The organism is Streptomyces sp. 7R007 (assembly GCF_054850255.1).
Genome location: NZ_JBTWMV010000007.1, coordinates 129384 through 153191, shown reverse-complemented (window position 1 = coordinate 153191; position 23808 = coordinate 129384). Strand labels below are relative to the sequence as shown.

Below are 23808 nucleotides of genomic sequence, written 5' to 3'. Positions count from 1 at the left end.
AGCGGACCACCGACGTCCAGCACCCGGCCATCGACGCGCCCCGACAGGGCCTCCCGCAACCCCCCTATGTCAGGTAGCCTGACACACCTGCCGACGACGCCGGAGGTTCCGCATGACCATGGAGTACGCCACCCAGTACCGCACCCGCTCGCACATCCCACCGGAGCCGGGCAAGCCGTACTTCATCGAGAAGGGCCACGGAGACCGCGCCCACCTCTTCGGCGACCTCTTCACGATCTACGCCGGCGGCGAGCAGACGGAGAACACCTTCAACTTCTTCACCTGCGAGGGCCCCAAGGGCGACATCATCCCGGCGCACTCCCACCCGGACACCTACGAGGTCTTCTACGTCACCCAGGGCGCGGTGCGGCTGTTCGTCGAAGACCTCGAAGGCGAGCAGTACGAGAAGCTGCTCAGCCCCGGCGACTTCGGTTTCGTACCGAAGAACTGCCCCCACGCCTACCGCTTGGAACGCCACCACACCCAGATCGTCGGCGTGGCCGCCGGACCGGGCGGCACCTTCGAGCGGTTCTTCGAGAACCTGGGCACGCCGACCGACGAACTCACCCTTCCCGCACGGCCGTTCGTGCCCGCACCGGAGAAGTTCGGCACCGTGCCCGCCGAGTACGACGTACGTTTCCTGCCCGGCCACCAGTGGCACACCGAAGGCTGAACCGCCCATGCCCTACCTCAAGGCACTGCTGGCCGGCGCCCTGGTGGGAGTGCTGTACGTCGTGGTGCGGGTGAAGTCGCCCGCACCACCGCCCGTCGCCCTGTTCGGGCTGCTCGGCATGGTGCTGGGCCAGACGCTCCTGGCGGCCCTGTGAACCGCTCCCCCGCCAGGCCCTTCACCGCCTTCCTGCGCCCCGCCGCGCTCTCCTTCGCCGCGGGACTGCTGATGGGCGCCGTCTACTGGGCCCTGGACATCCGCTCCCCCGCCCCGCCCCTGCTGGGACTGACCGGACTGCTCGGCATCGTCCTCGGGGAGCGCGCCGCCTCGGCGGTCCGCTCCCGCAGGGTCGGCCGCGCCAAACCGTCGTCTCCCGCGCCCTCCGCCGCGGCCCCCCGCCCCGTCTCACCGCACGAGGACCTCTGCCATGACCGCACCGACTGAGGACGCCGGACTCGTCGACGTCCACGCCCACTTCGTCACCGACTCCTATATCCGCCAGGCCCGGGCCGCGGGCCACCACAAGCCCGACGGCGTGCCCGCCTGGCCGGCCTGGTCCGCCGAGGCCCACCTGGAGCTGATGGACCGCAGCGGCATCGACACGGCAATGCTGTCCGTGTCCTCGCCGGGTGTCTTCTTCGGCGACGCCGAGGCCGCCCGCCGCCTGGCCCGGGAGGTCAACGAGGACGGTGCCGCCGTCGTGTGCGCCCACCCCGGCCGCTTCGGGCTCTTCGCCTCCCTGCCGGTGCCGGACGTGGCCGGTGCCCTCGCGGAGATCGCGTACGCCTTCGACGAACTCGGCGCCGACGGCGTCGTGTTGGAGACCAACACCCACGGCGTGTACCTCGGCGACGAGCGCCTGGAGCCGGTCTTCGCCGAACTGGCGCGCCGCGAGGCCGTCGTCCTGCTGCACCCGACCTCACCGGCGTGCTGGGAGCAGACCGCCCTGGGCCGCCCCCGCCCCATGGTCGAGTTCATCTTCGACACCGCCCGCACGGTGACGGACCTGCTGTTCGCCAAGACCCTGGAACGCCACCCGGAGTTGAAGGTCATCGTGCCGCACTGCGGCGGCGCGCTGCCCGTGCTGGCCGACCGGATCAACGGCTTCCTCAAGCTGTTCACCCCCGACGAGCAGGACGCGCCGGACGCCGTCGCCCAGCTGCGGCGCCTCTACTACGACCTGGCGGGCCCGGCCTTCCCCCGCCAGGTCCCCGCGCTGCTCGGCCTCGCCGACCCCGAACGCCTGCTGTACGGCAGCGACTTCTGCTGGACCCCGGCCCCCGCCGCCGAGGCGCACGCCGCGGCGTTCACCGACGCCCCCGCCCCGGCGGAGGGCACCACGTGGCGGTCGCTGACCACGACCAACGCGCACGCCCTCTTCCCCTACCTCGCCCGCTGACCTTCCCGGAGGTACCGATGCCGCTGCCCGACTCCTTCCCGGTGGAGCTGCTCGCCCCGCCGGACCCGGTCGCGCTGCCCCTGCCTCCCGTCGCGCCCGCGACCGAGGGGGTACGGCTGCTGCGCGGAGCCGTCTACGCCGTGCCCGAGGGCAGCCGCCCCCTGGAGCTGGACCTGTGGCTGCCCGCGCAGACGACGGGCCCCGTGCCGGTCGTCGTCTTCGTACACGGGGGCGCCTGGCGCACCGGACTGCGCGACGACCTCGGCCCCCGCTTCCGCCGCTGGCAGCCCGGCCCCTTCGCCCGGCTGGTCCAAGCGGGGTTCGCCGTCGCCTGCCCCGACTACCGGCTCAGCGGCGAGGTCACGCACCCGGGCCAACTGCACGACCTCAAGACCGCGTTGACCTGGCTGCGCACCCGGTCCGCCGAACTCTCCCTCGACCCGGCCCGCACCGTCCTGTGGGGCGAGTCGGCCGGCGGGCATCTCGCGGCCCTGCTCGCCCTCACCGCCGACGACGTCCCGGTGCAAGGATGCGTCACCTGGTACGCGCCGACCGACCTCCCCCACCTCGCCGAGGACCAGCCGCCGGGCGGCTACGACCCGAGCGACCCCGGCACCTTCGAAGCCCTGCTCCTCGGCGGAGCGCTCACCGCCCTTCCCGACCGCGCCCGGGACGCCAGTCCGGTCGGCCACGTCACACCGGACGCCCCGCCGTTCCTCGTCCTGCACGGCACCCGCGACGCGATCGTCCCGCACGTCCAGGGAAGCCGGCTCGTCTCCGCCCTGCGCGGCGCGGGAGCGAGCGCCGAACTCCTCTCCGTGCCGGGCGGCGATCACCTGTGGGTGGGGATCACGGAGGAAGAGGTGGAGCGGTGCTTCACGGCCAGCCTCGACTTCGCCGTGCGGTGCGCCGGCTGACGGCACCGCCGAGGGAATCCAGGAGGGCGTCGGGGGATAATCCGGCTTGTCGCCGATCCCTTTGAAGGAGCCATGAGCCACCGCACGGTCAATCTGCCCCAGCTGTTCGCGGAATCCCGGCGCTGGTTCGAGGACGCCCTGTTCGCCAGCATGGAAGCGGCGGGAGAGCAGCCGGTGACCTCGACCCAGGCGGCGGTGTTCGCGCGGCTCGATCCCGAGGGGACGACCGTGTCGGAGCTCGCCCGCCGTATCGGCGTCACCCGGCAGACGGCCCACCAGGTGGTCCACGCCCTGATCGGGATGGGCCTGCTCGAACAGACCCCCGACCCCGACTCGGCGCGCAGGATCCTGATCCGCACCACGAGCGAGGGCCTGCGGGTCCACGAGCGGGCGCAGGCCACCATCGTCGTCATCGAGTCGGTCCTCGCCGACCGCATCGGCGCCCCCGCCGTCGCCGCGCTGCACCAGACCCTGACCGCCGACTGGGGCGAACCACCGCTGGTCACCGCTCCCTGAGCGGGTCGCACGCGCGTGCCGGGGAGTCTCGTCCGGATGGCGGGGCACCTGCAACGGGCTGCGGATGACGTGGGACCGGACCCGCTCCCGCACACACAGCCACGCGGACGCCCGCCCGTCCGCACTGCTTGGCTTGGTCACCGATGAGTTTCGGTGTGCCGAAGGGTCCAAGTCGGCACACCTGACAAGAGGGGAACCCGATGGCCACGACCCGTCTGCAACCGATGACCCACGTCGCCCGCCGCATGTTCGAGCTCCTGGAGCCGATCTGCCTGGTCACGTTCATGGCCGAGGAGTGCAACGAGGAACTGGCCGCGCTCGGCCACCGCACCTACTGGGACGGCTACTTCGCCAGCCGTGCCGCGCCGCTGGGACGGGTGCCGGCCGAGGTCGTGCACGCCGCCTTCTACAACTTCGCCGAGGGGGAAGCCGCGCGGCACATCCCCAGCGCCTGGGAGACGATCCCGCCCGAGGCCTCCGTCGCCGCGCGGGAAAGGGGCAGCGCGGCCTCCCTGCGACGCATCCTCGGCGCCGAACTGGCCGGCTCCCCCGGCCTGGCGCGCGCCGCCGACCTGACCACCAAGGCCGCAACGAGCGCCCCCACCGAAGGCCGGGTGATGTACGCCGGCATGCGCACCCTCGAAGTGCCCGGTGACCCCGTCGCCCGGCTGTGGCATTCGGCGACCATGCTGCGCGAGCACCGCGGCGACGGGCACATCGCCGCGCTCGTCGGCGCGCGCATCGGCGGCACCGAGGCCCACGTGCTGTCCGCTCTGGAACAGGGCATCCATCCCCCGGAGTCGTTCGGACGCATCCATCACCTGCCGAAAGAGCGCCTGGCCGCGGTCATGGACGGCCTGCGCGCACGCGGACTGATCGATGCGGACGGCCACTTCACCGACGCCGGCCGCGCGACCAAGCAACGCATCGAAACCCTCACCGACGAGCTCGCCACCCCGCCCTACGACGCCCTGTCCCCGGCCGAACTCGACGAGCTGATCACCGAGCTCCAGCCCATCACCGCGACCCTGGTGGCCGCAGGCTCGCAGTGACACGCACGGATCGCCTCCGCCGCCCCTCAGTCACCGCCGGCCGGCCCCCACCGCTCCGGTCCCACGCCACGCCAGTCGATCCACGGTGACGACGCGACCTCCGCCGGGTCGATCTCCAGCCCGGCCCGGCGCAGGAACTCGGCGACGTCGACGAGGTTGTGCGCCAGTCCCAGGATCTCGCCGTCGACACGCACGCGTCGGCCGCCCGTAGGGGACGGCGGATGGACGATCACTCGAATCGGGCCGGACATGCCTTCAGGATCATCCGGGATGTACGGCCCCGCACTCCGGCCCGTCATACGACGATCATCTCGCTCATGCGTTCGATTAAACACCATGCCCGCTCAGTGCTTGCCGTGACCGAGCGCTTCACATGGCCGGCGAGCGCGGCGGCTGGCCAGTTTGCTGCTCACCCGGCCATCGAGCAGAAGCCCGGTCATCGAGCGGAAGCCCGGTCATGTCAGTTGCTCCCACCGGCGCTCCGGCCGGCGCTGCGTCCGAGGCGCAGCGCCGAGACGAGGAAGAAGATGCCGCCGAGCAGGGCGTAGCCGGCCAGGCTGCTCAGCGAGGAGTCAGAGGCCGCGGCCTGCCGGAAGAAGGAGATCCCGGCGAGCACGGAGATACCGCCGCTGGCGATCATCGCCCACTGGCCTCCGAGGTCGCGTCGCCGCAGAGCGACGACGAGCTGAACGAGGCCCGCCGCGACGGCCCAGGCCCCCCACACGCGCAGGACCCCCGCAATACCGGAGGTGACCGCGAAGACCAGTCCTACGGCGGCCACCACACTGATCCCGATGTTGACGTAGAGACCAAGAGCGGACCGGCTCGCTCGGGAGGAGCAGGCATCGACGACTGCGGCACCCACGTCGAACAGCGGGTAGATCACGAGCAGCGTCCCGCTCAGCGGCCCGATGCTCGACGCCGTCAAGAAGAGCAGGACGGCCCAGATCAGAGCGAATCCGAAACGAACGAGGTAGAGCCGACGAAGCGCTGATGCGACGGTGGCTGCGGCGGGGGCAGGGGCGGTGGTGGTGGCCATGACTGTCTGTTCCTTCCGAAGAAAGCCGTGGGATCCGGCGTCTGTCCGAACCTAGGTAGAAAGACCGTTCTCTCTCCTGGGACGGAGACTGTCACGGCTCCTCGGCGTTTGCAAGACCGATCGTTCTTTCTGCTACGGTGAGGTCATGGCCACCCGGACACGAACCGCGCCCGACAACCCGAACGGCAGCTCGTCGGGAGAGCCGGTCCGCTCCGAGGCCCGAGAGCGGCTGCTGTCCACGGCCAGCGGGCTGTTCTACCGGGAAGGCATCAGGGCGGTCGGGGTCGAGCGGATCCTCGCCGAGGCCCCGGCCACGCGGGCGACGTTCTACCGGCACTTCCCCTCGAAAGAAGACCTCGTGGTCGCCTACCTGCGCGGCGTCGACGCCGACACACGCGCCGGCGTACAGGCCGCCATCAAGGCCGCACCGTCTCCGGCCGACGCACTGCGCGCGATCGGGACCGCCGTCGCCGACAGCCTGGGCTCGCCGGAGTTCCGCGGCTGCGCGTTCCTCAAGGCCGCCGCCGAGTACCCCGACCCCGAAGACCGGGTGCGCCAGGTGATCCTCGATCACCGAGCCTGGTACACGGCCACGCTCACCGAGCTCTTCGCGCAGGTCTTCGGCGACTCACCGCGTCGCGGCAAACCAGAACACGCCGCCCGGCACTTCGTCATGATGCGCGACGGCGCCATGAGCGGCGCCCACCTCGACGGCGTCGACAGCGTCGGCGCCGCTTTCCGCCGCGGCGTCGAGGGCCTGCTCACCGTCCTTCATTGAACCGGGATGGCTGCCCGCGCCGCGGACGATCGGCCCATGCCTTCGACCAGGCCGGCAGCCGACTCATGCCCCCGTACCAGCGAAGTCGTCCAAGCCGGCTGAGCAAGACGGCCAAACCGCCTTTGTGCACAAGCCACCAGCGGTCTCGCCACCACCCCCGGCCAACTACCCCTGAAGCTCACGCTTGCCGCGGGGACGGGCTGACGCGGCTGCCCGCGACGGCTCGGCGAGGCGATCGTGGACGAGCCGGGTGCCGGCCTGCTTGACGTGCCTGAGCACCGGTGAGACCTCCATGCTCTGCAGTCCGCTCAGGGACCCGATGCGATCCGAGGTGAACTCGAACAGCTCGTCCAGGTCCCGGCAGTGCGCGACGGCGTGGATGTTCCAGGGCCCGGAGATGGCCGCGGCGAAGGCGATCTCGGGTTCCCGCGCGAGAATGCGCCCCGCGCCTTTCACCGCCGAGGGGTGCACGCGGAGCCAGAGGTTCGCGCGAGCGTGATAGCCCAGGGCCGCCGGGGCGATCTCGACGTCGACATGGACGGCGCGCCGCTGGAGCAGAGCGTCAAGGCGCCGCGAGACGCGCCCCGGAGTCAGATCGGCGGCTGCGGCGAGATCGACCAGACTGGCGCGGCCGTCCGCGGCGAGCGCGGCGAGCATCCGCTCGTCCTGCGGAGTGAGGTGCAGGGGCTCGCGTGCGACGACCGGCGCTTCGGTGAAGGGCGCCCCGTCGCCGCCCAGCGCCGCTTCCTCCGCCGGCGACAACGTGCCCCGCAGAGCGGCCCAGTAGTGACCCCGGCCGCCGAGGAACTGCCGCAGCATGGCGAAGGCGTTGATGTCGATCACCGCCGCCGTGCGGGGAAGCCGTTGCCCCAGCAGGTCCTCGCGCTGTTCCCGTGTCCGGGACTGCGTCGCGCAGGTGATCTCGCAGCCCGCCGCGCCCAGGGCCACCCAGTTGACGTCGTCCCGCTCGGCGAGCGCGTCGGCGAGCGCCGCGACGCTCCCGGGACGGCAGCGCAGTCGTACCAGCCATCTGCTCTGCCCGAGCGCGCCCGGGTTCACCACGCCCGTGACGCGGATGACCCCGTCGGCGCACAGCCGCCGGTACCGGCGGCTGACGGCGCTCTCGGTCAGGCCGAGGGCGCCGGAGATCGCGGCGAACGACGCCCGGGGAGCGATCTGCAAGGCCCGGATGATGCGCACGTCGTCGGGGTGCAGAACAGGGGATTCCGCCATGAGGGCCGCTGCCATGGCGGCAATCGTACAAACAAGCTCTTCCGGCTCGCCTGTGACGCGGCACGGACGGAACACTCCAAGCGCACGGGTTGACGGCCCGCCCCGCGGGCTCGGCGATGCCCGGCCGCACGACGACGCTCGAAGAACGGAGACGACTCCGGATGTCATCGACTGGAGCACACCAATCGCCGACGGCTGTGATCGTCGGGGCCTCGCGCGGTCTCGGCCACGCGATGGCGGCGGAATTCCTCGACAGGGGCTGGCACGTCGTCGGCACCGTTCGCGACACCGCCGCGCGCACGCCGCTGCACGATCTGGCGGACCGCGCCGGCGGACGGGTGACGATCGAGCAGCTCGACATCAACGACTACGCCCAACTGCCCCCGCTGCACGAGCGCCTGGCGCGGCGCCGACTCGACCTGCTCTTCGTCAACGCGGGCACCACCAGCAACGAGCAGACCCCCATCGGCGCGGTGGCGACCGCCGACTTCACCGAGGTGATGGTCACCAACGCGCTCAGCCCCATGCGGGTGATCGAAGCCCTGGAGGACCTGGTCTCCCCGACGGGACTCATCGGGGCGATGTCCTCCGGGCAGGGCAGCATCGCGAACAACACGACCGGAGGTCGCGAGGTCTACCGAGGGAGCAAGGCGGCCCTGAACATGTTCGTGCGCAGCTTCGCGGCCCGCCAGGCCGAGACGCGGCGCGCCTTCGTGCTGCTCGCGCCGGGCTGGATCCGCACCGCCCTGGGCGGTCCGGACGCCCCGTTCACCATCGAGGAGACCGTCCCCTTGCTCGTGGACGTCCTCCTCTCCCGGCTGGGCACGCCGGGCCTGGCGTATCTGGACCGCTTCGGCCGAACCGTCCCCTGGTAGACCGCCGTCCGCGCCCTTCGAGGCTGGCCGGCACCCCCCGGCGTCGCCGGCGCACCTCGCGGACCCGCGCAGACGGTCGCCGCGGTGTAATGGGAGCCATGCCCGGCATCAGCGCACCCGACGGCGATCGGCATCGAGCCCGGCTCGGCGCCGTTCAGGAGACACTGTTCATCCCTCTGGCCGCGCGCGCCCGGGAAGCGGTCAAGAAGCGGCCGTTGCTGCGCGATCCCAAGGCCGTCGAGATGATCGCGTCCCTCGACTACCCGAGGGACACGTACGGGCCCGGACCCGGTTCGGCGATCATGGTCCTGCGCACCGCGATCGCCGACACGTGGGTGCGCGCGTTTCTCGCCGAGCACCCGGCGGGAACGGTCGTCGAGCTCGGTACGGGCCTCAACACCCGGTTCGAGCGCGTCGACAACGGCACCGTGCGCTGGATCGACCTCGACCTCCCGGACACGATCGAGCTGCGCCGGACGTTCTTCACCGACACGCCACGCCGGCGGATGATCGCGGCCTCGGTACTGGACGGGGGGTGGCTGCGCACGGTCGAGAAGAGCCCGCCGCCCTATTTCTTCATCGCCGAGGGCGTGCTCGTCTACCTGCCGCGGGAGGACGCCGAGCGGACGCTGACCCGTATCGCGCGGCACTTCCCCGGCTCGCTGGTCGCCCTCGACACCTATCCCCGCCGCCTGCTCGAAAGGCAGCACCAGCAGGCGGAGCGGACGAACATGCGGGCGCGTTGGGCATGGTCCTGCGACGACCCGAGGTCGCTGGAGCGGCTCGGCCTGCGCACCGTGGAGGTGGCCTCCGTCACCCGGCCCCCCGCGTGCACTGCGTGCCCGACTCCCGCTGCGGCACCGGCTGTTGCTGCCTCTCGCCGACCGGCTGCTGCACGGGCTGTTCACCCTGACGCTCTTCCGGGCGGACCCGCCCGAAGCCGGCGCATCGAGATGACGGCGCCGGCCTGCGGTGACCGCCACCACCCGTCACCGGCGTCACATCCGTGACCGTCCCAGCATTGCATCCGCCGCCGCGACACGGCAGAGTGTTCGAACTGCCGTGCCTCGGCGGTGAGTTGCCGTCACACGCGTCACGGCACGCTCCCGCGGACCGACCGGAGGGAAGAGGCGTGAGCTCGATGTCGGTGCGGGGACTGGCCGTGGCCTCGGCCACCGCGGTCACCGCCGTCGGAAGCGTTGTCGGCATCGCCTCCGGCAGCAGCGCGCAGTCCGCCGACCCCGAGGCGACCTCGGCCGGCCCCACGCTGCTCGCGGACATTCCCGCGGGTCACCAGGCTCGACTGCAGACCGCGTCCCTGACCCGGCAGGCCGACGCCCAAGGCGTCCAGGCCGACGCCAGTGCCAGGAAGAGCGCGGAGGAGTCCGCCCGTAAGGCCGCGGCCAGGACGGCGGTCCGGAAGAAGGAAGCCGCGCGGAAGGCCAAGACCGCCGCCGCCCAGGACGACTCCGGCTTCACGCTCCAGAGCTCCTACACCGTCGCCCAGATCCAGGCGCTGGCCGCGCAGATCGTGCCGGCCGACCAGCTGCAGTGCTTCAGCAACATCGTGAACCACGAGTCGAGTTGGAACTACCTGGCCGTCAACCCCTCCTCCGGCGCCTACGGCCTCGTCCAGGCCCTGCCCGGCTCCAAGATGGCCTCGGTCGGCGCGGACTGGCGCACCAACCCGGCCACCCAGATCAAGTGGGGCCTCACCTACATGAACAGCGCCTACGGAAGCCCGTGTGGCGCGTGGGCGTTCTGGCAGGTCCACCGGGCCTACTGAAGCCCGGCCCGCCGCGCGCCCGGGATCTCCCGTTCCGCACAGACGCTCGATCATGGGCCGCCTCCTGCCTTACCGTGGCGCCATGAGCCATCACGCGGAAGGTCCTGTCACGCCCGTCGGGGCATTCCAACCCCCTTACTACGTGGCCGTCTTCACCTCGGTGCGCACCGAGGATCCGAGTGGTTACGGCGAGACCGCGGCGCGCATGGAAGAGCTGGTGAGGGACGTCCCGGGGTTCCTGGGGATGGACCACGCGCACACCCCCGGCGGCTTGTCCATCACCGTCGGCTACTTCCGCGACGCGGACGCCCTCACCGAGTGGCGGTCCAACGCCGAGCACCGCGCGGCGCAGAAACGCGGGCGAGCCGAGTGGTACGAGAACTACACCCTGCATGTGGCGAAGGTGGAGCGCAGCCACAGCTTCGCGCGATCGCAGGCACCGCACAGCCCGACGCCGAGCTGAGGTCAGTGCCCGGCCCCGGTGCGGGCGCGGTGCCAGGCGCGGTCGGTGAGAAGGCGCAGACCGTTGAGGCCGACGAGGACGGTGGAGCCCTCGTGGCCTGCGACGCCGAGCGGCAGCGGCAGGGTGGCGACCAGGTCCCAGACGACCAGGCCGGTGATGAACACCCCCGCGACGACCAGGTTCTGCACCACCAGCCGCCGCGCCAGGCGCGACAGTCGTACGACGGCGGGGATGGTGGCCAGCTCGTCGCGTACGACGACCGCGTCGGCGCTCTCCAGGGCCAGGTCGGAGCCTGCCCGGCCCATGGCGATTCCGGTGTGGGCGGCGGCCAGGGCGGGGGCGTCGTTGACGCCGTCGCCGACCACGAGCACCTTGCGCCCCGCCTGTTCCAGATCCTTTACGGCGGTGACCTTGTCCTGAGGCAGCAGACCGGCGCGGACGTCGGTGATGCCGGCCTCGGCGGCGAGCCGGCCCGCGGCGCGGGGGTTGTCGCCGGTGATCAGGACCGGGGAGGTGCCGGTGAGCGCGGCCAGGGCGGTGACGGTGGCGGCGGCCTCCTCGCGCAGCCGGTCGGTGATGCCCAGCACGCCCGCCGGGGTGCCGTCGAGGGCGACCAGCACGACGGTGTGCCCCGCCTCCTCCATCTCCCGCGTGAGCGCCTGGTGTTCGGGGTGCTGGTCGAGGAGGCGGGCGGGGCTGCCGACCGCGACGGTGCGGCCCTCCACCCGCGCGCTCACGCCGGCACCGGGGGTGGCCAGGAAGTGGTCGGCCGGCGGGATGTCCAGGCCGCGGGCGCGGGCGGCGGCCACGATCGCGCGGGCCAGCGGGTGCTCGCTGGGGTGCTCGGCGGCCGCCGCGAGGCGCAGCAGTCCGCCCTCGTCCACACCGCTGTCGTCCAGCGGACGGATGTCGCCGACGCGCGGGGTGCCTTCGGTGAGCGTGCCGGTCTTGTCCAGCGCGACCGCGTCCACCTGGCCGAGGCGTTCCATGACCACCGCGGACTTCACCAGGACGCCGTGCCGGCCGGCGTTGGCGATGGCGGACAGCAGCGGCGGCATGGTGGCCAGCACGACCGCGCACGGCGACGCGACGATCATGAAGGTCATGGCGCGCAGCAGGGTGGACGGCAGATCGGCGCCGCACAGCAGCGGCACGACGAACAGGGCGAGGGTGGCGGCGACCATGCCGAGGCTGTAGCGCTGCTCGACCTTCTCGATGAACAACTGCGTTGGCGCCTTGGTCTCGGAGGCTTCCTCGACCATGGCCACGATCCGTGCGATCACCGAGTCGGACGGGTCACGCTCGACCTTCACGCGCAGGGCGCCGGTGCCGTTCAGCGTGCCGGCGAACACGTCGTCGCCCTGGTGTTTGGCCACGGGCAGCGGTTCGCCGGTGATGGTGGCCTGGTCGACCTCGCTGGCTCCGTCAAGGACCCGGCCGTCGGCGCCGATCCGCTCGCCGGGCCGCACCACGACGACCTCGCCCACCGCGAGCCGGTCGGTCGGCACCGTCTCCTCGGTGCCGTCGTCGGCGAGCCGTGTCGCCGTGGCGGGGGCGAGGGCGAGCAGACCGCGCACGGAGTCGGCGGTGCGGGCGGTGGCGATCGCCTCCAGGGCGCCGGAGGTCGCGAAGATGACGATCAGCAGCGCGCCGTCCAGCACCTGCCCGATCGCCGCCGCGCCCAGGGCGGCGACCACCATCAACAGGTCGACGTCCAGGGTCTTTTCGCGCAGCGCCCGCAGTCCGGCCCACGCCGGCTCCCAGCCGCCCGTGACGTAGGCGGAGGCGAACAGCGGGCCCCAGGCCCAGGCCGGCGCCCCCAGCAGATACATCGGCAGCGCCACGAGGAACAGCAGCAGGGCGGCGGCCGCCCAGCGCGCCTCGGGCAGCGCGAAGATCCGGGTGCGGTGCCGGGCCGCCACCGCCTCGGGTGCGGTGCCGGCCGCGGCCGGGCGGGTCAGGGTCGTGGACATCGGAAACGGATTCCCTTGGACGGCGCGAAGTGGACCGGACAGCTCCACTCCCCTACCGTAACAGGAACGAATGAACATTGATTCATGTGTTCATGGGGCGCGTACCCTGAACCCATGGGTCACGGAGCCGCACCATCCGACAACAGCGTCCCGCGTACGCGCCTGGACGCGGCCAACGCCGCCAGGGTCGCCACCACGCTCCAGGCCCTCGCCACGCCCTCCCGGCTGCTCATCCTCGCCCGCCTGCGCGAAGGCCCCATGGCCGCGACCGAGTTGGCGAACGAGGTCGGCATGGAACAGTCGGCCTGCTCCCACCAACTGCGCCTGCTGCGCAACCTCGGCCTGGTCGTCGGCACCCGCAAGGGCCGCTGTGTGATGTACGCGCTGCACGACAACCACGTCGCCGAACTACTCGACCAGGCCCTCTACCACGTCGAGCACCTCCGCCTCGGCCTCAGCGACACCGCCGCCACGCCCGACCTCTGATCGCCTCCCCCAACCGCCGGCAGCGCGCCGCGTCGCCGCCCGAAGGGCGATGTTCCGTACGGCGGTTGCGGGCAAAGCGGGTAAGGGAGAGGAGGCCGTATGGCAGAACGTTCCGATCCCCGTGTTCCGCCGTCGTGGACCAGGCCCGGCAACCGGTGGGGGCCTCGGCTGTACTGGCCGATGCTCTGTCTGAGCACCGGCCTGCTGGTGTGGCGGGTGGTCGACGGCGACAGCACGGGCCGCATCGTGGTGGCAGCCTGCCTCGTCGCCGTATGGCTGTCCCTGCTGGCCGCCAACCGGGCCGCGCGCCGCCGGCGGTCCAGGTGAGCGCCGATCGCGCTGCGAACGTCCCCGCGGAACGCCCATCACCGCGCCCGCACGCCTTGCGCGCCGGGCGGCGTGCCGCCCGTGCTCACAGCACGCGCAGCACACCCACCACCTTGCCGAGGATGCGGGCCTGGTCGCCGGGGATCGGCTGGTAGGCGGGGTTGCGGGGCATGAGCCACACCCGTCCGTCCTGCCGGCGCAGCACCTTGACGGTGGCCTCGTCCTCCAGCAGCGCGGCGACGATGTCGCCGTGGTCGGCGCTGTCCTGCCGTTTGACGGTGACGATGTCGCCGTCGCAGATCGCCGCGTCGGTCATGGAGTCGCCGGAGACGGTCAACGCGAACAGGTCGCCGTCGCCCACGACCTGGCGCGGCAGCGTGTAGACGTCCTCGGCCATCTCCTCGGCCAGCAGGGGCGCACCGGCGGCGATCCGGCCGACGAGGGGCACCTGGACCCCCGTATCGCTCCGGCCGTCGAGATCGGGCGCCCAGGTACCGCGGACCCGGTAGGCACGGGGTGTGTGCGGGTCGCGGTAGAGGATGCCCTTACGCTCCAGCACTGACAGCTGGTAGGCGACCGAGGACGTACTGGCCAGCTCGACGGCCTCGCCGATCTCCCGCATCGACGGCGGGTAGCCCTGCCGCTCGACGGTCTCCGTGATGTAGCGGACGATGGCCGCCTGGCGGCCCGTCAGCTCCCCGGGGGTCGACTGCGGTCCCGGGGGCCGGCCCCGGCGCGGGGTCGGGCTGTTGTCCATGCCGGCACCTCCATCACAAGATCCACCGTATGCGACCTTAACCTGCCACACCCTCGAATGGAACGCTCTTTCGACTCAAGGGCGGATCAGTCTCTCTCCTCGCCCACACCGACCAGCGCCAGCGCCCCCTTCAAGTGGTGTTCGGCGATTCCCCGCATGAACTCCCGGTCGGGGAAGTCGCCCTCCAGCAACCGCAGGGGGCCGGCCGTCAGCGACAGTCTGTGGGCGAGCGCGTAGAGCGCGAGCCGGTCCTCGTCGAGGCCCTCCGCCGCCAACGGCCGGTAGTGGTCCGCACGGTGGCGCAGCCGGAGGAACACGTGCTCCCACTCGACGTCGAAGTACAGCAGTTCCTCGATGTCGATCAGTACGGGGTTGCCGTCCCGGTCCACCAGGACGTGGTCCAGACCCAGCTCGCCGTGGACGACGGAGTACTCGGCGCGCGGCCGCACCGCCGCGCGGAGCTCTCGCAGCCGCTCCTCCAGCCGGTCACGGGCGTCCGCGATCCTCCCCTCCCGCACGGCCGCCTCGTCGAGGCAGCGCATGGCGAAGTCGAACGCGGCCTCCTCGCACGTCGCCGCCCGTGAGGTACCGCCCGCGTCGACCAGGGCCACCTTGCCGAAGGCGGGCGCCCGATGGCCCCGCATCGCCGTGAGGGCCTCGCGCAGCCGCGCCATGGTCGGCTCCGCCGCGCGCGGGTCACGGTCGATCAGGTTCAGCAGGTTCTCGCCGGGGAGGTCCTCCACGATCGCGAGATCGGCCAGGTAGTAGGTCCGCTCCCGGTCGACCAGGCGGATCTCCGGGACACGCAGGCCCAGCGACCGCAGTCGGGTGTGGGCGGCCTCGAACAGGTCGAGTCCGGTACCGGGCGAGAACGGGTCCGTCAGGTCGTCGTCGCCCTCGGCCGTCGGCCAGTAGTTCTCCGACTCCTCCCACAGATAGGCGATCGCCGTCGTGGCGTCGTCCATCGTCAGGCGGTACACGCCCTTGGTGGTGCCGCCCGCGAGCCGCTCCACGCCCTCCAGCCGCCGCCCGCCGCCCAGCGCGGCCCGCGCGGCCTCCGCCAGCTGGTCCCGCGTCACGTTGCGTGGTGCCACGTCCACCGTCCCCCTGCTCACTCCGGCAACCGGAGCACCCTACGCGCCGGCCCGGCGAGGCCGCACCTCAGGCGGCCGTGCCGAGGGCCTCCCGACCCGTGACGTCGCCCTCTTCGGCACGCACGATCACCGGTTGCGGGACCCGGCGTTCGTGCAGGAACAGGCCGGCGCCCAGGGCGCAGGCGATGAGCAGTCCGCCCGTCACGAGGGCGCCGCGGGCCCCCGCGTGCTCCATCAGGAGGCCGAGCACCGGCGGCCCGCCCAGGCCCCACACCGTGCCGATGCTGCCCCACACGCCCAGCACCCGTCCGCGCAGGTGGGCCGGCGGGTCGGTCTGCAGTACGGCGGTGCCCGCGGTGTCGGAGACGGACTCCACCACGGCCATCGGACCCACCAGGACGAGCAGCACCGTGAGCGACGGTGACAGACCCGCCGCCACCTGCAGCAGTCCCCCGGCGGCGGCGAGCATCCCCACCAGGCGCACCGACGGCCGGCGCAGCCGGCCGCCGAGCACCGCGCCGAGGATGCCGCCGACCGCCAGCACCGTGGAGACCGTGCCGAAGGCCCCGGCACCTCCCGCGAGCGGCCCGGTGACCAGGACCGCGAGCGTCAGGCCGTAGTTGCGGCCGAAGACCGCGCTGAGGGCGGTGACCGCGGCGAGCGCGACGAGCCGAGGACGCCGGGCGAAGTAGGCCAGGCCCTCCCGCACGGTCAGGGCGGCCGGAGGTGGGGCGGTCCGGTCGTGTCGTACGGCGGCGACGGTGGGCGCCTGTGCGCGCACGGGCCGCAGGAAGGGAACGACGGAGGCCACGAACAGGAACGAGATCCCGTTGGCCACGTACGCGCTGGCGGTGCCGAAGAAGCCGACGGCCGCCCCGGCCAGGGCCGCTCCGGTGAGCCGGCCCGCGCTGTGCACCAGGGCGCCCACGCCGATGGCGGAGGGGACGTCCTCGACGGGCACGAGGTCGTTGCCCAGCAGGGCGCAGGCGGGCCCGTCGACGGTGGCGACGACGCCGGTGAGGGCGGCCAGCACCATCAGCGACGTCATGTCCAGCCGGCCGAGGGCCACCAGGACGGCCGTGGTGAACGCGATCGCCGCGAGCAGCGTCTGGCTGACGGCGGCCGTGAGCTTACGGGGCCAGCGGTCGACGGCCGCGCCACCGGCGAGGCTGATCAGCAGCGCGGGCGCGGCCTGTACGGACATCGACAGCCCGGTCGCCGCGGCGGACCCGGTGATCTCGAGGACGAGCAGGTTCTGCACGGTCAGCTGCATCCAGGTGCCGGTGTTGGACACGAGGTTGGCAACCGACCACCAGCGCATGCTGCGGTGCCGGAGGGATCGCCACGGCGAACGCGACGGCTCCCGCGCAGGCGCGGGCAGGGAGGAGGAAGGTGAGGAAGACACAGTGCGGTACTCGGTGACGAGCCGGCGGGCTCAGTGGGTGGGACGGTGGAGCAGGAGTACCGGCTGCGCTGCGCGGGCCTGCACACATCTGGGGTGACGGCGCGGCCCATGGTGGCAGACGGGACGGGCGAGTCGACGCGGGCCGGGCGAGCACCGCGGAGGCCGGGCCTTCAAATCCCCGTACAGTCGCGGAACTTGATGTTGGAAGTGCGGTTGCTCACAGCGCCGGCGTCTGCCGCCTCTCGCACGCCTTGAGGGCTGCGGCCACGAACGAGGCGACGAGGGGCCGGCGGTCCTCGTCGTTCCAGGCCAGTACCAGACTGCTGGGCGGCGCGTCGGCCACGGGGACGCAGACCAGGCCGGGCGGAGTCGGTTGCACCAGTGAGCGGGGCAGCACCCCCACCGTCCGGCCCACCGTGATCATGTGGAACAGCTGGACGACGTCGGCGACCTCGACACCGCTGCCGTCGCCCGCGGGCGCCCCCGGCCAGCGCGGCGGCGTCTCGCCGGCCAGGTCCGCCATGCGCACCGAAGCGCGCCCGGCCAGCCGGTGCCCGGCGGGCAGGATGGCCACCCGGTCCTCGGCGTGCAGCGTCTCGTGCGCCAGGCCGTCGAGGTCGTCGAAGGGCACGTAGAGCAGGCCCACGTCGGCCCGGCCGTCGCGCAGGAAACCGGTGCGGTCGGCGGGGCCGCTGAAGAGGATGTCCACCCGGCGGGCGTCGGGCCGGCGGGCGTACTCGGCCAGGATGCCCGACAGCAGGCCCGCGTCACCGCCGGGCTTGAGCACGAGCCGCAGGTGGGCCCCGGGGTCACCGGCGCGCCGGGCGCTGCGGACGGCGGCGCCGACCGCGTTCAGGGCGTGCCGTCCGTGCTCCCGCAGTGCCTCGCCGGCCGGGGTGAGCGTCACGCTCCGGCTGGAGCGGACGAACAGCGGGACACCGAGCCGGCTCTCCATCCGCCGGATCGCCTTCGACAGCGCCGGCTGGGCGATCGAGAGCCGGACGGCGGCGCGGCCGAAGTGCAGCTCGTCGGCGAGCGCCAGGAAGTACTCAAGCTCGCGGGTTTCCAGTTCGGCCATGCCCGTAGGTTATCGCCGCATGACGAACCGGTCTTGGACACCGCCTGCGTGGAGCCCCGAGAATCGCCTCATGATTCACCACACGATGATCGTCTCCTTCGACCAGCCCCTCCCCGACGGCGACCTCGACCAATACCTCGCGGACATCGAACGCGTCCTGTCGGACAGCGGCGTCGTCCAGTCGTTCACAGCCCGCCGCCACCTGGCGCTGCCCGGCGAGGAGAGCATTCCCGCGCTGATCGCGACCGCCATCGTGCAGGTCGCCGTCGCGGACACCGCCGCGCTGGAGAAGGCGTTCGACGCGCCGGGCCTGCACGAGGTCATCGCACACTGGCAGTCGCGGCACCCGTACAAAGTCGCCTGGGCCAATCACCAGCCCATGCCGTGAACACGCGAAAACTCCGAAGGGGCCTCTTTGCCTTTGAAAGGAATTAACGGCGTGTGCGCCCTGGGGGGCAAACCAGAGCGGGCCGCATCCGAAATCCCCCTTTCGCATCCAGCAGCGCCGCCGGCACGCTCATCACCCTGATGGTGGGCGGTCACCGGTGAGCGCGGAACCGATCCGAATTCCCGCCACCGCCCGGAACAAACCATCCGGATTCCTGGCGTGAGACGCTTTCCCCGGGGCACAAGAAGCGGCGGAGGTGCATAAATCATGGTTCCTTTGCTTCTTGTTCTGCTGCTCGCCCTGATACTTTTCGGCGCCGGTTTCGCGCTCAAGGCCCTGTGGTGGGTCGCGGTCATCGTTCTGGTGCTGTGGCTGCTGGGCTTCGTACTCCGCCCCGCGGGACACGGCGGCCGCAAGGGCCGCTGGTATCGCTGGTAACGGCCGCCACCCACCAGGGGTCCCTCGGGTGTACTGCCCGTGGGACCCCTCTCGCCTTTCCTACGGCGTGTCGTGACGGCAGCCGAATTGGGCGTCGATCTGCGCGGCGGTGCGAAGACCGTCGCGGGTCCAGTACCGGCCGTCAGCGACGTGCGCCGCCCGGGCCTTGCGGACGTCGAACACGTCCCCGCTGCCGTCCTCGGTTCCGGCGAAGGTGACGGACACGTCGAGGTTCGCCGGCAGGGAGACGGGCTGTACGGCCGGGCCCGACGTGCGGAAGTCGGCCGCCTTCCACAAGGTGACCGCGCCGCGCTCCGCCTCGGCGGTCTTCGGACCGCTCGCCCGCCACAGAAGCTTCTCGGAATCGCTGTCGTACACCTCGACCGCTTCCACCCTGTCCGAGGGACAGAGGGGCACCTTGACCGAGACGCTCGAGCCGTCGAACCGGATGCCGGCCACGTACGTCGTCGCCGGGTCCGACATGCCGTAGACGACGGACACCCAGGTGCCGACGGCCGCCAGCGCGCATATCGCTCCCGCCAGCACGAAGGGCCATACGGGTCTGTTCCGGGGCTGGTTGAGGGGATGCATGCCTTGGACTGCCCGTCTCCGTATCCTTCGCCACGCGCCGCTGCTCCGTCGGCGCAGATCATTCCTCGTACGCGGCACAGGGTACGGGCACGGGCGCGGGCTGCACCTGCGAAAATATCGGAACCGAGCCGCCGTGCGGTGCATAGCATCGCCGGCATGGCACTGCGACCTGTCCAGGTGAACATCAAGGCTGTCGACGCCGCGGCCGTCGGCCGGTTCTGGGCGGAGGCGCTCGGCTGGACCGCCTACAGCCCGGGCGTGACCACCTACGTCGGTCCCGGCGTCGGCCTGGTGTGGCCGCACCCGGCCGTCGTCGGCATCGACGTCGTGCCCGTCCCCGCAGCCAAGACGGCGACGAAGAACCGCACGCACCTCGATCTGGCCACCACCTCCGCGGCCCACCAGGCGGAGTTGGTCGCCCGCCTGGAGACACTCGGCGCGAGGCGCGCCGACGTGGGCCAGGGCGCGGTGCCGTGGACGGTTCTCGCCGATCCCGAGGGCAACGAGTTCTGTGTGCTGGAGCCGCGGGAGACCTACCGGGACACCGGGCCGATCGCCGCGATCGTGGTCGACTGCGCGGAGCCGCGTGCCATGGCCCGGTTCTGGGGCGAGGCGTTGGACTGGGCGCTGTGTGAAGTGACCGACGATCAGGCGGTGTTGCGCTGCGCCGACGGTGTCGGCCCGTATCTCGAGTTCCTGCGGGCGCCCGCCGCGAAGGCGGTGCCGGACCGCGTCCACCTGGACCTGCTGCCGTCCCCCGGCGACGACCAGGCGGCGGAGGCGGCCCGGTTGCGGGCCCTCGGCGCCACCGACCTCGACGTCGGCCAGGGCGAGGTCGCGTGGACCTGCCTGACCGACCCGGAGGGCCACGAGTTCTGCGTCCTGGCCCTGCCCTGACGCCCCAGGGGTCAGCGGTAGTCGGGGTTGGGCGCGTCGAAGCGGCAGCCCGCGTCCCACTCCGAGCGCTGGTCCAGGTCATGAAGGTCGTGTTGCGGTTGGTGAAGTCGTTCTCCGGGCCGCCCGATCCGGGGTCGAGATACGACGGACCGGCCCGGCCGACCCGATCCAGCCGGCGTCGGCCTGGGGCGGGATGGTGTAGCCGAGGTGCCGGAGGCTGTAGAGGATGTTCATGGCGCAGTGCTTGACGCCGTCCTCGTCGCCGGTGATCAGACAGCCGCCGACGCGGCCGTAATAGGCCTACTGCCCCTCGGAGTTGAGCAGCCCCGAGCAACTGTAGAGCCGCTCGATGACCTGCTTGGTGACCGAGCTGTTGTCACCCAGCCAGATCGGGCCGGCCAGCACCAGGATGTCGGCGGCCATGACCTTCTCGTACAGGGTGGGCCACTCGTCGCTCGTGAAGCCGTGCTCGGTCATGTCGGGGTAGACGCCGGGGTGCGGTGTCGTGGTCGACGGCCCGGATCAGGTCCGTGCGCACTCCGCGCGACATCATGGTCACCCGGCTCTTGTCGATCAGTCCCTGGGTGTGGCTGCGCTGGGGGGACGGCTTGAGAGTCCAGTTGACGAACAGGGCGGTCAGGTCGTCGATACGGTAGCTGTTGGCGTCGGCGGGGTTCTCGGCGGTCACGACGGACTCCTTCCTGCGGGAGGGGGGTCGCGTGAAGCGGCGGCGGCCCACCGTCAGCGTCCCGCAACTTCGCCGGCTCGTCCCTTTTTCCGCCGTATGCGTCACGATGTCGTTCGTTGTCGCGCGCCCGCCGGCCCGTACGGCGATTGGGAAACCGGGGAACCTCGAAAGTGCGCGTGGCTCGGGAAGGAGACGCGTGATGGCGTACGACGAAGGGCTGGCCGAGCGGATCCGGGAGCGGCTCGGCGGGGATCCCGGCATCGCCGAGAAGCGGATGTTCGGCGGCATCGCCTTCCTGTACCGCGGCAACATGGCCGTCGGCGTCACCGGGGACGACCTCATGGTGCGGGTCGGGCCCTACGGCACGGACGAGGCGCTGTCCCGGCCGGGCGCCCGCGTCTTCGACATGACGGGCCGCCCGATGCGCGGCTGGGTCGTGGTCGACGGGTCCGCCGTCGCGGAGGACGAGGTGCTCGGCGAGTGGATCGACGAAGGGCTCGCCTTCGCGGCGAGCCTGCCGCCGAAGTGAGATCTTCGTCGCCCGATCGAGGTGCCGGCGGTCGCAGGAGGGCCGGTTCCGGCGGTCAGGCGGGCGCGAGTCATCCCGCCGACTCAGCGGCGTCCAGGCGGAGGAGGACGGCCGTGCCGGGGCGGGGCAGGTGGACGGTGAGCCGGCCTTGGGACGGGTCCCAGGCCGTGGTGGCGTCGGCGGTGGCGGGGTAGAGCGGCGTGGGGGTCAGGCGGGCGCGAGTCATCCCGCCGGCTCAGCGGCGTCCAGGCGGAGGAGGACGGCCGTGCCGGGGCGGGGCAGGTGGACGGTGAGCCGGCCCTGGGACGGGTCCCAGGCCGTGGTGGCGTCGGCGGTGGCGGGGTAGAGCGGCGTGGGGGTCAGGCGGGCGCCGCGCAGGTGGTCGATGGTGAGGGTACGGGTCGTGTCGGCGGGTGCCTGCCGTCTCCACAGCGTGAGCCAGGTGGCAGCCTCGCCTCTGAGGCCGTAGGCGATCCAGGGGTCCTCCCAACCGGGAAGGCCGAGCGGCCAGAAGGGGAGGCCGCGGGGGATCTCCGACCGGAGCGCCTTGTAGGCCGCGACACCGCCGCGCACGAGGTCGAACTGCTCCGCAGTCATGCGGTCGAGGAAGCCGGAGAGGTGGATACGGCCCTGCATCGCCCCCGTGAGGGTGAAGGCGATCTCGTCGGGGCCGAAGTGCGGCTGGGGGTAGGCCCAGATCGCGGCCTGCTCAGGGGTGACGGCGGTGGCGGCCGCGGCGGCTATGGGCGGATAGCGCAGCGGGTCCTGCTGGTCACTGGTCGACTGCAGCTGGGTGACGGCGAGTTGGGCGTAGTCCATGCGCAGGCCGCCCGAGGCGCAGTTCTCCAGGACCAGACCGGGGTGCCGGTCGAGCAGGGAGCCGAGCCAGTGCAGGTGCGCGCGATGGTGCCCGAGGAGGCCGGTACCGGCGCTCTCGGCGCCGTTCTCGGTGCCAGGACCGATGTTGATGTTGTAGTCGAGCTTCAGATAGCCCACGCCCCACTCCCCCACGATCCGGTCGACGACCCGGTCGAGGTGGGCGCGGGCGGCCGGGTGGCGCAGGTCCAGGTGGTGACGGCCATGCTCGGTGACGCGGACGCCACCCCGCCGGAAGAACGCCTCGGCGGGCAGGGTCTGGGCCAACGGGCTGCGCACACCGACGACTTCGGGTTCCAGCCACAGCCCCGGGATCATCCCGTGCTCCCTGACGGCGTCCAGGATGTGCTGGATTCCGCCTGGGAAGCGGCTGCCTGAGGCCTCCCAGGCGCCGACGGCGTCCCACCAGCCCTGGGCGTCGTCGTCGTACCAGCCGGCGTCGATGACGAAGACCTCGGCACCGGCGGCTCCCGCCGCCTTGATCAGCGGCAGGAGTTTCTCCGTGGTGGGGTCGCCCATCAGGGTGTTCATGTAGTCGTTGTAGATCACCGGAAGCGCCGCGTGGTCCGGGTGGCCCCGGCGGATGCGGCGCCGGTAGAGGGTGAGTTGAGCGAAGGCCGCGTCCAGGCCGCCGGTCTCGACGCCGACGAGGGCCGCGGGGACCGTGGTGAAGTCGTCGCCCGGGGCGAGGGTGTGGCGCCACTGGTGGTGGGCGTCGTCGGGACCGGACAGGGCGACGTACACGGCGCCTTCCCGTTCGCCGACCTCATAGCGCCAGCCCGCGCTCGACTCGATCTGCCACAGCCAGGCGCGGCCGGCCGGGTCGGTGAGAGCGGCGATCGGCAGATGGCGGCCCGTGGACCAACTGCCTTGCGCGTACCGCTCGAAGCAGCCGCGTCCCTCGTGGCCGTGAGCGGACCGGCTGAGCGCGACGACGTGGTCGCGGAAGGCGGCCGTATGCCAACGGCACTCGGCGAGCCAGTCGTTGTCCGCCCAGTGCAGGAACAGCCCGTCCAGGCCGGCGTCGGCCATGCCGCCGAGCGCCAGCGTCGACACGCTCTCCAACTGCAGCGGGCGAGCGCCCTCGTTGGCCAGGCGGACCTGGGCGCGCAGGAAGCCGGTGCCGGGGATCGTGCGCAGCCGAACCTCGGCGAGAAGGCCGGTCTCCGGATCCCGGAGCCGGATCGAGGTGCACTGCCAGTCACCGTCCCGCACGGTCTCGTGGTCGCGGTAGGCCAGACGAGCGCCGATCGCGGTGTCGATGAAACGCTCCCCCGACCAGGTGCGCCCGTGGCCGGTCGCCGTGACCTCGACCAGGGGAAGCAGTACGTCCCGGTCCTGGCTCGGCGCTCCCAGCCGCACCGAGCCCCCGGCATCCGCGAAGGCGTGCAGCCCGAGCGGCTCATGGGACCACAGAAGCGTGCCCTCGGCTGCCTCGGCGGCACTGCTCAACGCGGTGTCCCTTCCGTAGCCCCGTGGAGGGCGGGCCTGCGACTCTGGCGGAGTCGCGGTCGGTTCGGTGGCGGGCCGGGGCTTTTCCGGCCCGCCGGTGT

The 23808-nt window shown here is 72.1% G+C and carries 29 protein-coding genes and 1 pseudogene; 18 read left to right on the top strand and 12 right to left on the bottom strand.

From position 1 onward, the window contains the following. The first annotated feature begins 112 nt into the window (after nt 1-112). The 7 genes from ACYF6T_RS12080 to ACYF6T_RS12050 all read left to right on the top strand — a co-directional run bounded on the left by ACYF6T_RS12080 (nt 113) and on the right by ACYF6T_RS12050 (nt 4554). Entirely contained in the window at nt 113-673 is a 561-nt protein-coding gene (locus tag ACYF6T_RS12080; protein ID WP_461695830.1) for a quercetin 2,3-dioxygenase, read from the top strand. A 7-nt stretch (nt 674-680) separates the two neighbouring features. Next, nucleotides 681-827, top strand: coding sequence for a DUF1427 family protein (locus tag ACYF6T_RS12075; protein WP_461695829.1), 147 nt, complete (start codon nt 681-683; stop codon nt 825-827). Then, nucleotides 824-1114 carry a XapX domain-containing protein gene (locus ACYF6T_RS12070; RefSeq protein ID WP_461695828.1) on the top strand — a complete coding sequence of 97 codons (291 nt, stop codon included), beginning with the start codon at nt 824-826 and terminating at the stop codon, nt 1112-1114. Before ACYF6T_RS12075 ends, ACYF6T_RS12070 begins: the two co-directional genes overlap by 4 nt. Continuing rightward, nucleotides 1098-2069, top strand: a complete 972-nt coding sequence (locus ACYF6T_RS12065; protein ID WP_461695826.1) for an amidohydrolase family protein — start codon at nt 1098-1100, stop codon at nt 2067-2069. The genes ACYF6T_RS12070 and ACYF6T_RS12065 overlap by 17 nt, the downstream gene beginning before the upstream one ends. A gap of 17 nt (nt 2070-2086) precedes the next feature. After that, complete coding sequence (locus tag ACYF6T_RS12060) at nt 2087-2986, top strand: alpha/beta fold hydrolase (protein ID WP_461695825.1); 900 nt, start codon at nt 2087-2089, stop codon at nt 2984-2986. 72 nt (nt 2987-3058) lie between these two features. After that, entirely contained in the window at nt 3059-3502 is a 444-nt protein-coding gene (locus ACYF6T_RS12055; protein WP_461695824.1) for a MarR family winged helix-turn-helix transcriptional regulator, read from the top strand. Nucleotides 3503-3702: 200 nt separating this feature from the next. Next, a complete protein-coding gene (locus ACYF6T_RS12050; protein WP_461695822.1) occupies nt 3703-4554 on the top strand; it encodes an SCO6745 family protein in 852 nt (283 codons plus the stop codon). A gap of 26 nt (nt 4555-4580) precedes the next feature. Here ACYF6T_RS12050 and ACYF6T_RS12045 read toward each other — a convergent pair whose 3' ends face one another. Further along, a complete protein-coding gene (locus tag ACYF6T_RS12045) occupies nt 4581-4805 on the bottom strand; it encodes a hypothetical protein (protein WP_461695821.1) in 225 nt (74 codons plus the stop codon). A 209-nt stretch (nt 4806-5014) separates the two neighbouring features. Beyond that, on the bottom strand, nt 5015-5593 hold the full coding sequence (locus ACYF6T_RS12040) for a hypothetical protein (protein ID WP_461695820.1): 579 nt from the start codon (nt 5591-5593) through the stop codon (nt 5015-5017). A 145-nt stretch (nt 5594-5738) separates the two neighbouring features. Between ACYF6T_RS12040 and ACYF6T_RS12035 the strand changes: the two genes are divergently transcribed. Beyond that, a complete protein-coding gene (locus ACYF6T_RS12035) occupies nt 5739-6371 on the top strand; it encodes a TetR/AcrR family transcriptional regulator (RefSeq protein ID WP_461695819.1) in 633 nt (210 codons plus the stop codon). A gap of 165 nt (nt 6372-6536) precedes the next feature. Here the strand turns inward: ACYF6T_RS12035 and ACYF6T_RS12030 are convergent, their stop codons facing one another. Continuing rightward, on the bottom strand, nt 6537-7619 hold the full coding sequence (locus tag ACYF6T_RS12030) for an Lrp/AsnC family transcriptional regulator (protein ID WP_461695817.1): 1083 nt from the start codon (nt 7617-7619) through the stop codon (nt 6537-6539). A 146-nt stretch (nt 7620-7765) separates the two neighbouring features. Here ACYF6T_RS12030 and ACYF6T_RS12025 point away from each other — a divergent pair, with 146 nt between their 5' ends. The 4 genes from ACYF6T_RS12025 (at nt 7766) to ACYF6T_RS12010 (ending at nt 10728) form a co-directional block, all read left to right on the top strand. Beyond that, entirely contained in the window at nt 7766-8479 is a 714-nt protein-coding gene (locus ACYF6T_RS12025) for an SDR family NAD(P)-dependent oxidoreductase (RefSeq protein WP_461695816.1), read from the top strand. A gap of 98 nt (nt 8480-8577) precedes the next feature. Beyond that, the gene (locus ACYF6T_RS12020; RefSeq protein WP_461695814.1) at nt 8578-9489 is read left to right on the top strand and encodes a class I SAM-dependent methyltransferase; all 912 of its coding nucleotides are present in this window, start codon (nt 8578-8580) and stop codon (nt 9487-9489) included. A gap of 122 nt (nt 9490-9611) precedes the next feature. Then, nucleotides 9612-10265: an aggregation-promoting factor C-terminal-like domain-containing protein gene (locus ACYF6T_RS12015; protein WP_461695813.1), complete on the top strand. Its 654-nt coding sequence runs from the start codon at nt 9612-9614 to the stop codon at nt 10263-10265. Nucleotides 10266-10347: 82 nt separating this feature from the next. Next, nucleotides 10348-10728: an antibiotic biosynthesis monooxygenase family protein gene (locus ACYF6T_RS12010; RefSeq protein ID WP_461695812.1), complete on the top strand. Its 381-nt coding sequence runs from the start codon at nt 10348-10350 to the stop codon at nt 10726-10728. 2 nt (nt 10729-10730) lie between these two features. Here ACYF6T_RS12010 and ACYF6T_RS12005 read toward each other — a convergent pair whose 3' ends face one another. After that, complete coding sequence (locus ACYF6T_RS12005; RefSeq protein WP_461695810.1) at nt 10731-12701, bottom strand: heavy metal translocating P-type ATPase; 1971 nt, start codon at nt 12699-12701, stop codon at nt 10731-10733. Nucleotides 12702-12815: 114 nt separating this feature from the next. Here ACYF6T_RS12005 and ACYF6T_RS12000 point away from each other — a divergent pair, with 114 nt between their 5' ends. Continuing rightward, nucleotides 12816-13187: an ArsR/SmtB family transcription factor gene (locus tag ACYF6T_RS12000; RefSeq protein WP_461695809.1), complete on the top strand. Its 372-nt coding sequence runs from the start codon at nt 12816-12818 to the stop codon at nt 13185-13187. Nucleotides 13188-13286: 99 nt separating this feature from the next. Then, nucleotides 13287-13514 (top strand): hypothetical protein, encoded by a 228-nt coding sequence (locus ACYF6T_RS11995; protein ID WP_461695808.1) that lies wholly within the window; start codon nt 13287-13289, stop codon nt 13512-13514. An 85-nt stretch (nt 13515-13599) separates the two neighbouring features. Here the strand turns inward: ACYF6T_RS11995 and lexA are convergent, their stop codons facing one another. The 4 genes from lexA to ACYF6T_RS11975 all read right to left on the bottom strand — a co-directional run bounded on the left by lexA (nt 13600) and on the right by ACYF6T_RS11975 (nt 17848). Beyond that, the gene (lexA, locus tag ACYF6T_RS11990) at nt 13600-14271 is read right to left on the bottom strand and encodes a transcriptional repressor LexA (protein WP_461695807.1); all 672 of its coding nucleotides are present in this window, start codon (nt 14269-14271) and stop codon (nt 13600-13602) included. Between the two features lie 86 nt (nt 14272-14357). Continuing rightward, on the bottom strand, nt 14358-15350 hold the full coding sequence (locus ACYF6T_RS11985; RefSeq protein WP_461696016.1) for a phosphotransferase: 993 nt from the start codon (nt 15348-15350) through the stop codon (nt 14358-14360). An 82-nt stretch (nt 15351-15432) separates the two neighbouring features. After that, complete coding sequence (locus tag ACYF6T_RS11980) at nt 15433-16686, bottom strand: MFS transporter (RefSeq protein WP_461695805.1); 1254 nt, start codon at nt 16684-16686, stop codon at nt 15433-15435. Between the two features lie 301 nt (nt 16687-16987). Further along, nucleotides 16988-17848, bottom strand: coding sequence for a LysR family transcriptional regulator (locus tag ACYF6T_RS11975; protein WP_461695804.1), 861 nt, complete (start codon nt 17846-17848; stop codon nt 16988-16990). A 70-nt stretch (nt 17849-17918) separates the two neighbouring features. On the opposite strand from ACYF6T_RS11975, the gene ACYF6T_RS11970 reads away from it, so the two are divergent. Both ACYF6T_RS11970 and ACYF6T_RS11965 read left to right on the top strand, forming a co-directional pair. Next, on the top strand, nt 17919-18236 hold the full coding sequence (locus ACYF6T_RS11970; RefSeq protein ID WP_461695802.1) for a hypothetical protein: 318 nt from the start codon (nt 17919-17921) through the stop codon (nt 18234-18236). 267 nt (nt 18237-18503) lie between these two features. Beyond that, nucleotides 18504-18674: a hydrophobic protein gene (locus ACYF6T_RS11965; protein WP_461695800.1), complete on the top strand. Its 171-nt coding sequence runs from the start codon at nt 18504-18506 to the stop codon at nt 18672-18674. A 60-nt stretch (nt 18675-18734) separates the two neighbouring features. On the opposite strand, the gene ACYF6T_RS11960 is transcribed toward ACYF6T_RS11965, so the two are convergent. Next, nucleotides 18735-19265, bottom strand: a complete 531-nt coding sequence (locus tag ACYF6T_RS11960; RefSeq protein ID WP_461695799.1) for a hypothetical protein — start codon at nt 19263-19265, stop codon at nt 18735-18737. A 156-nt stretch (nt 19266-19421) separates the two neighbouring features. Between ACYF6T_RS11960 and ACYF6T_RS11955 the strand changes: the two genes are divergently transcribed. Further along, nucleotides 19422-20162 carry a VOC family protein gene (locus tag ACYF6T_RS11955; RefSeq protein WP_461695797.1) on the top strand — a complete coding sequence of 247 codons (741 nt, stop codon included), beginning with the start codon at nt 19422-19424 and terminating at the stop codon, nt 20160-20162. An 11-nt stretch (nt 20163-20173) separates the two neighbouring features. Here ACYF6T_RS11955 and ACYF6T_RS11950 read toward each other — a convergent pair. Further along, a pseudogene (locus ACYF6T_RS11950) lies at nt 20174-20850 on the bottom strand (flavodoxin family protein). A gap of 199 nt (nt 20851-21049) precedes the next feature. Here ACYF6T_RS11950 and ACYF6T_RS11945 point away from each other — a divergent pair. Further along, nucleotides 21050-21379 (top strand): TfoX/Sxy family protein, encoded by a 330-nt coding sequence (locus ACYF6T_RS11945; RefSeq protein ID WP_461695796.1) that lies wholly within the window; start codon nt 21050-21052, stop codon nt 21377-21379. Between the two features lie 70 nt (nt 21380-21449). On the opposite strand, the gene ACYF6T_RS11940 is transcribed toward ACYF6T_RS11945, so the two are convergent. Both ACYF6T_RS11940 and ACYF6T_RS11935 read right to left on the bottom strand, forming a co-directional pair. Beyond that, nucleotides 21450-21605 carry a hypothetical protein gene (locus ACYF6T_RS11940; protein ID WP_461695795.1) on the bottom strand — a complete coding sequence of 52 codons (156 nt, stop codon included), beginning with the start codon at nt 21603-21605 and terminating at the stop codon, nt 21450-21452. Beyond that, nucleotides 21602-23707: a glycoside hydrolase family 36 protein gene (locus tag ACYF6T_RS11935; protein WP_461695793.1), complete on the bottom strand. Its 2106-nt coding sequence runs from the start codon at nt 23705-23707 to the stop codon at nt 21602-21604. Before ACYF6T_RS11935 ends, ACYF6T_RS11940 begins: the two co-directional genes overlap by 4 nt. Nucleotides 23708-23808 lie beyond the last annotated feature (101 nt).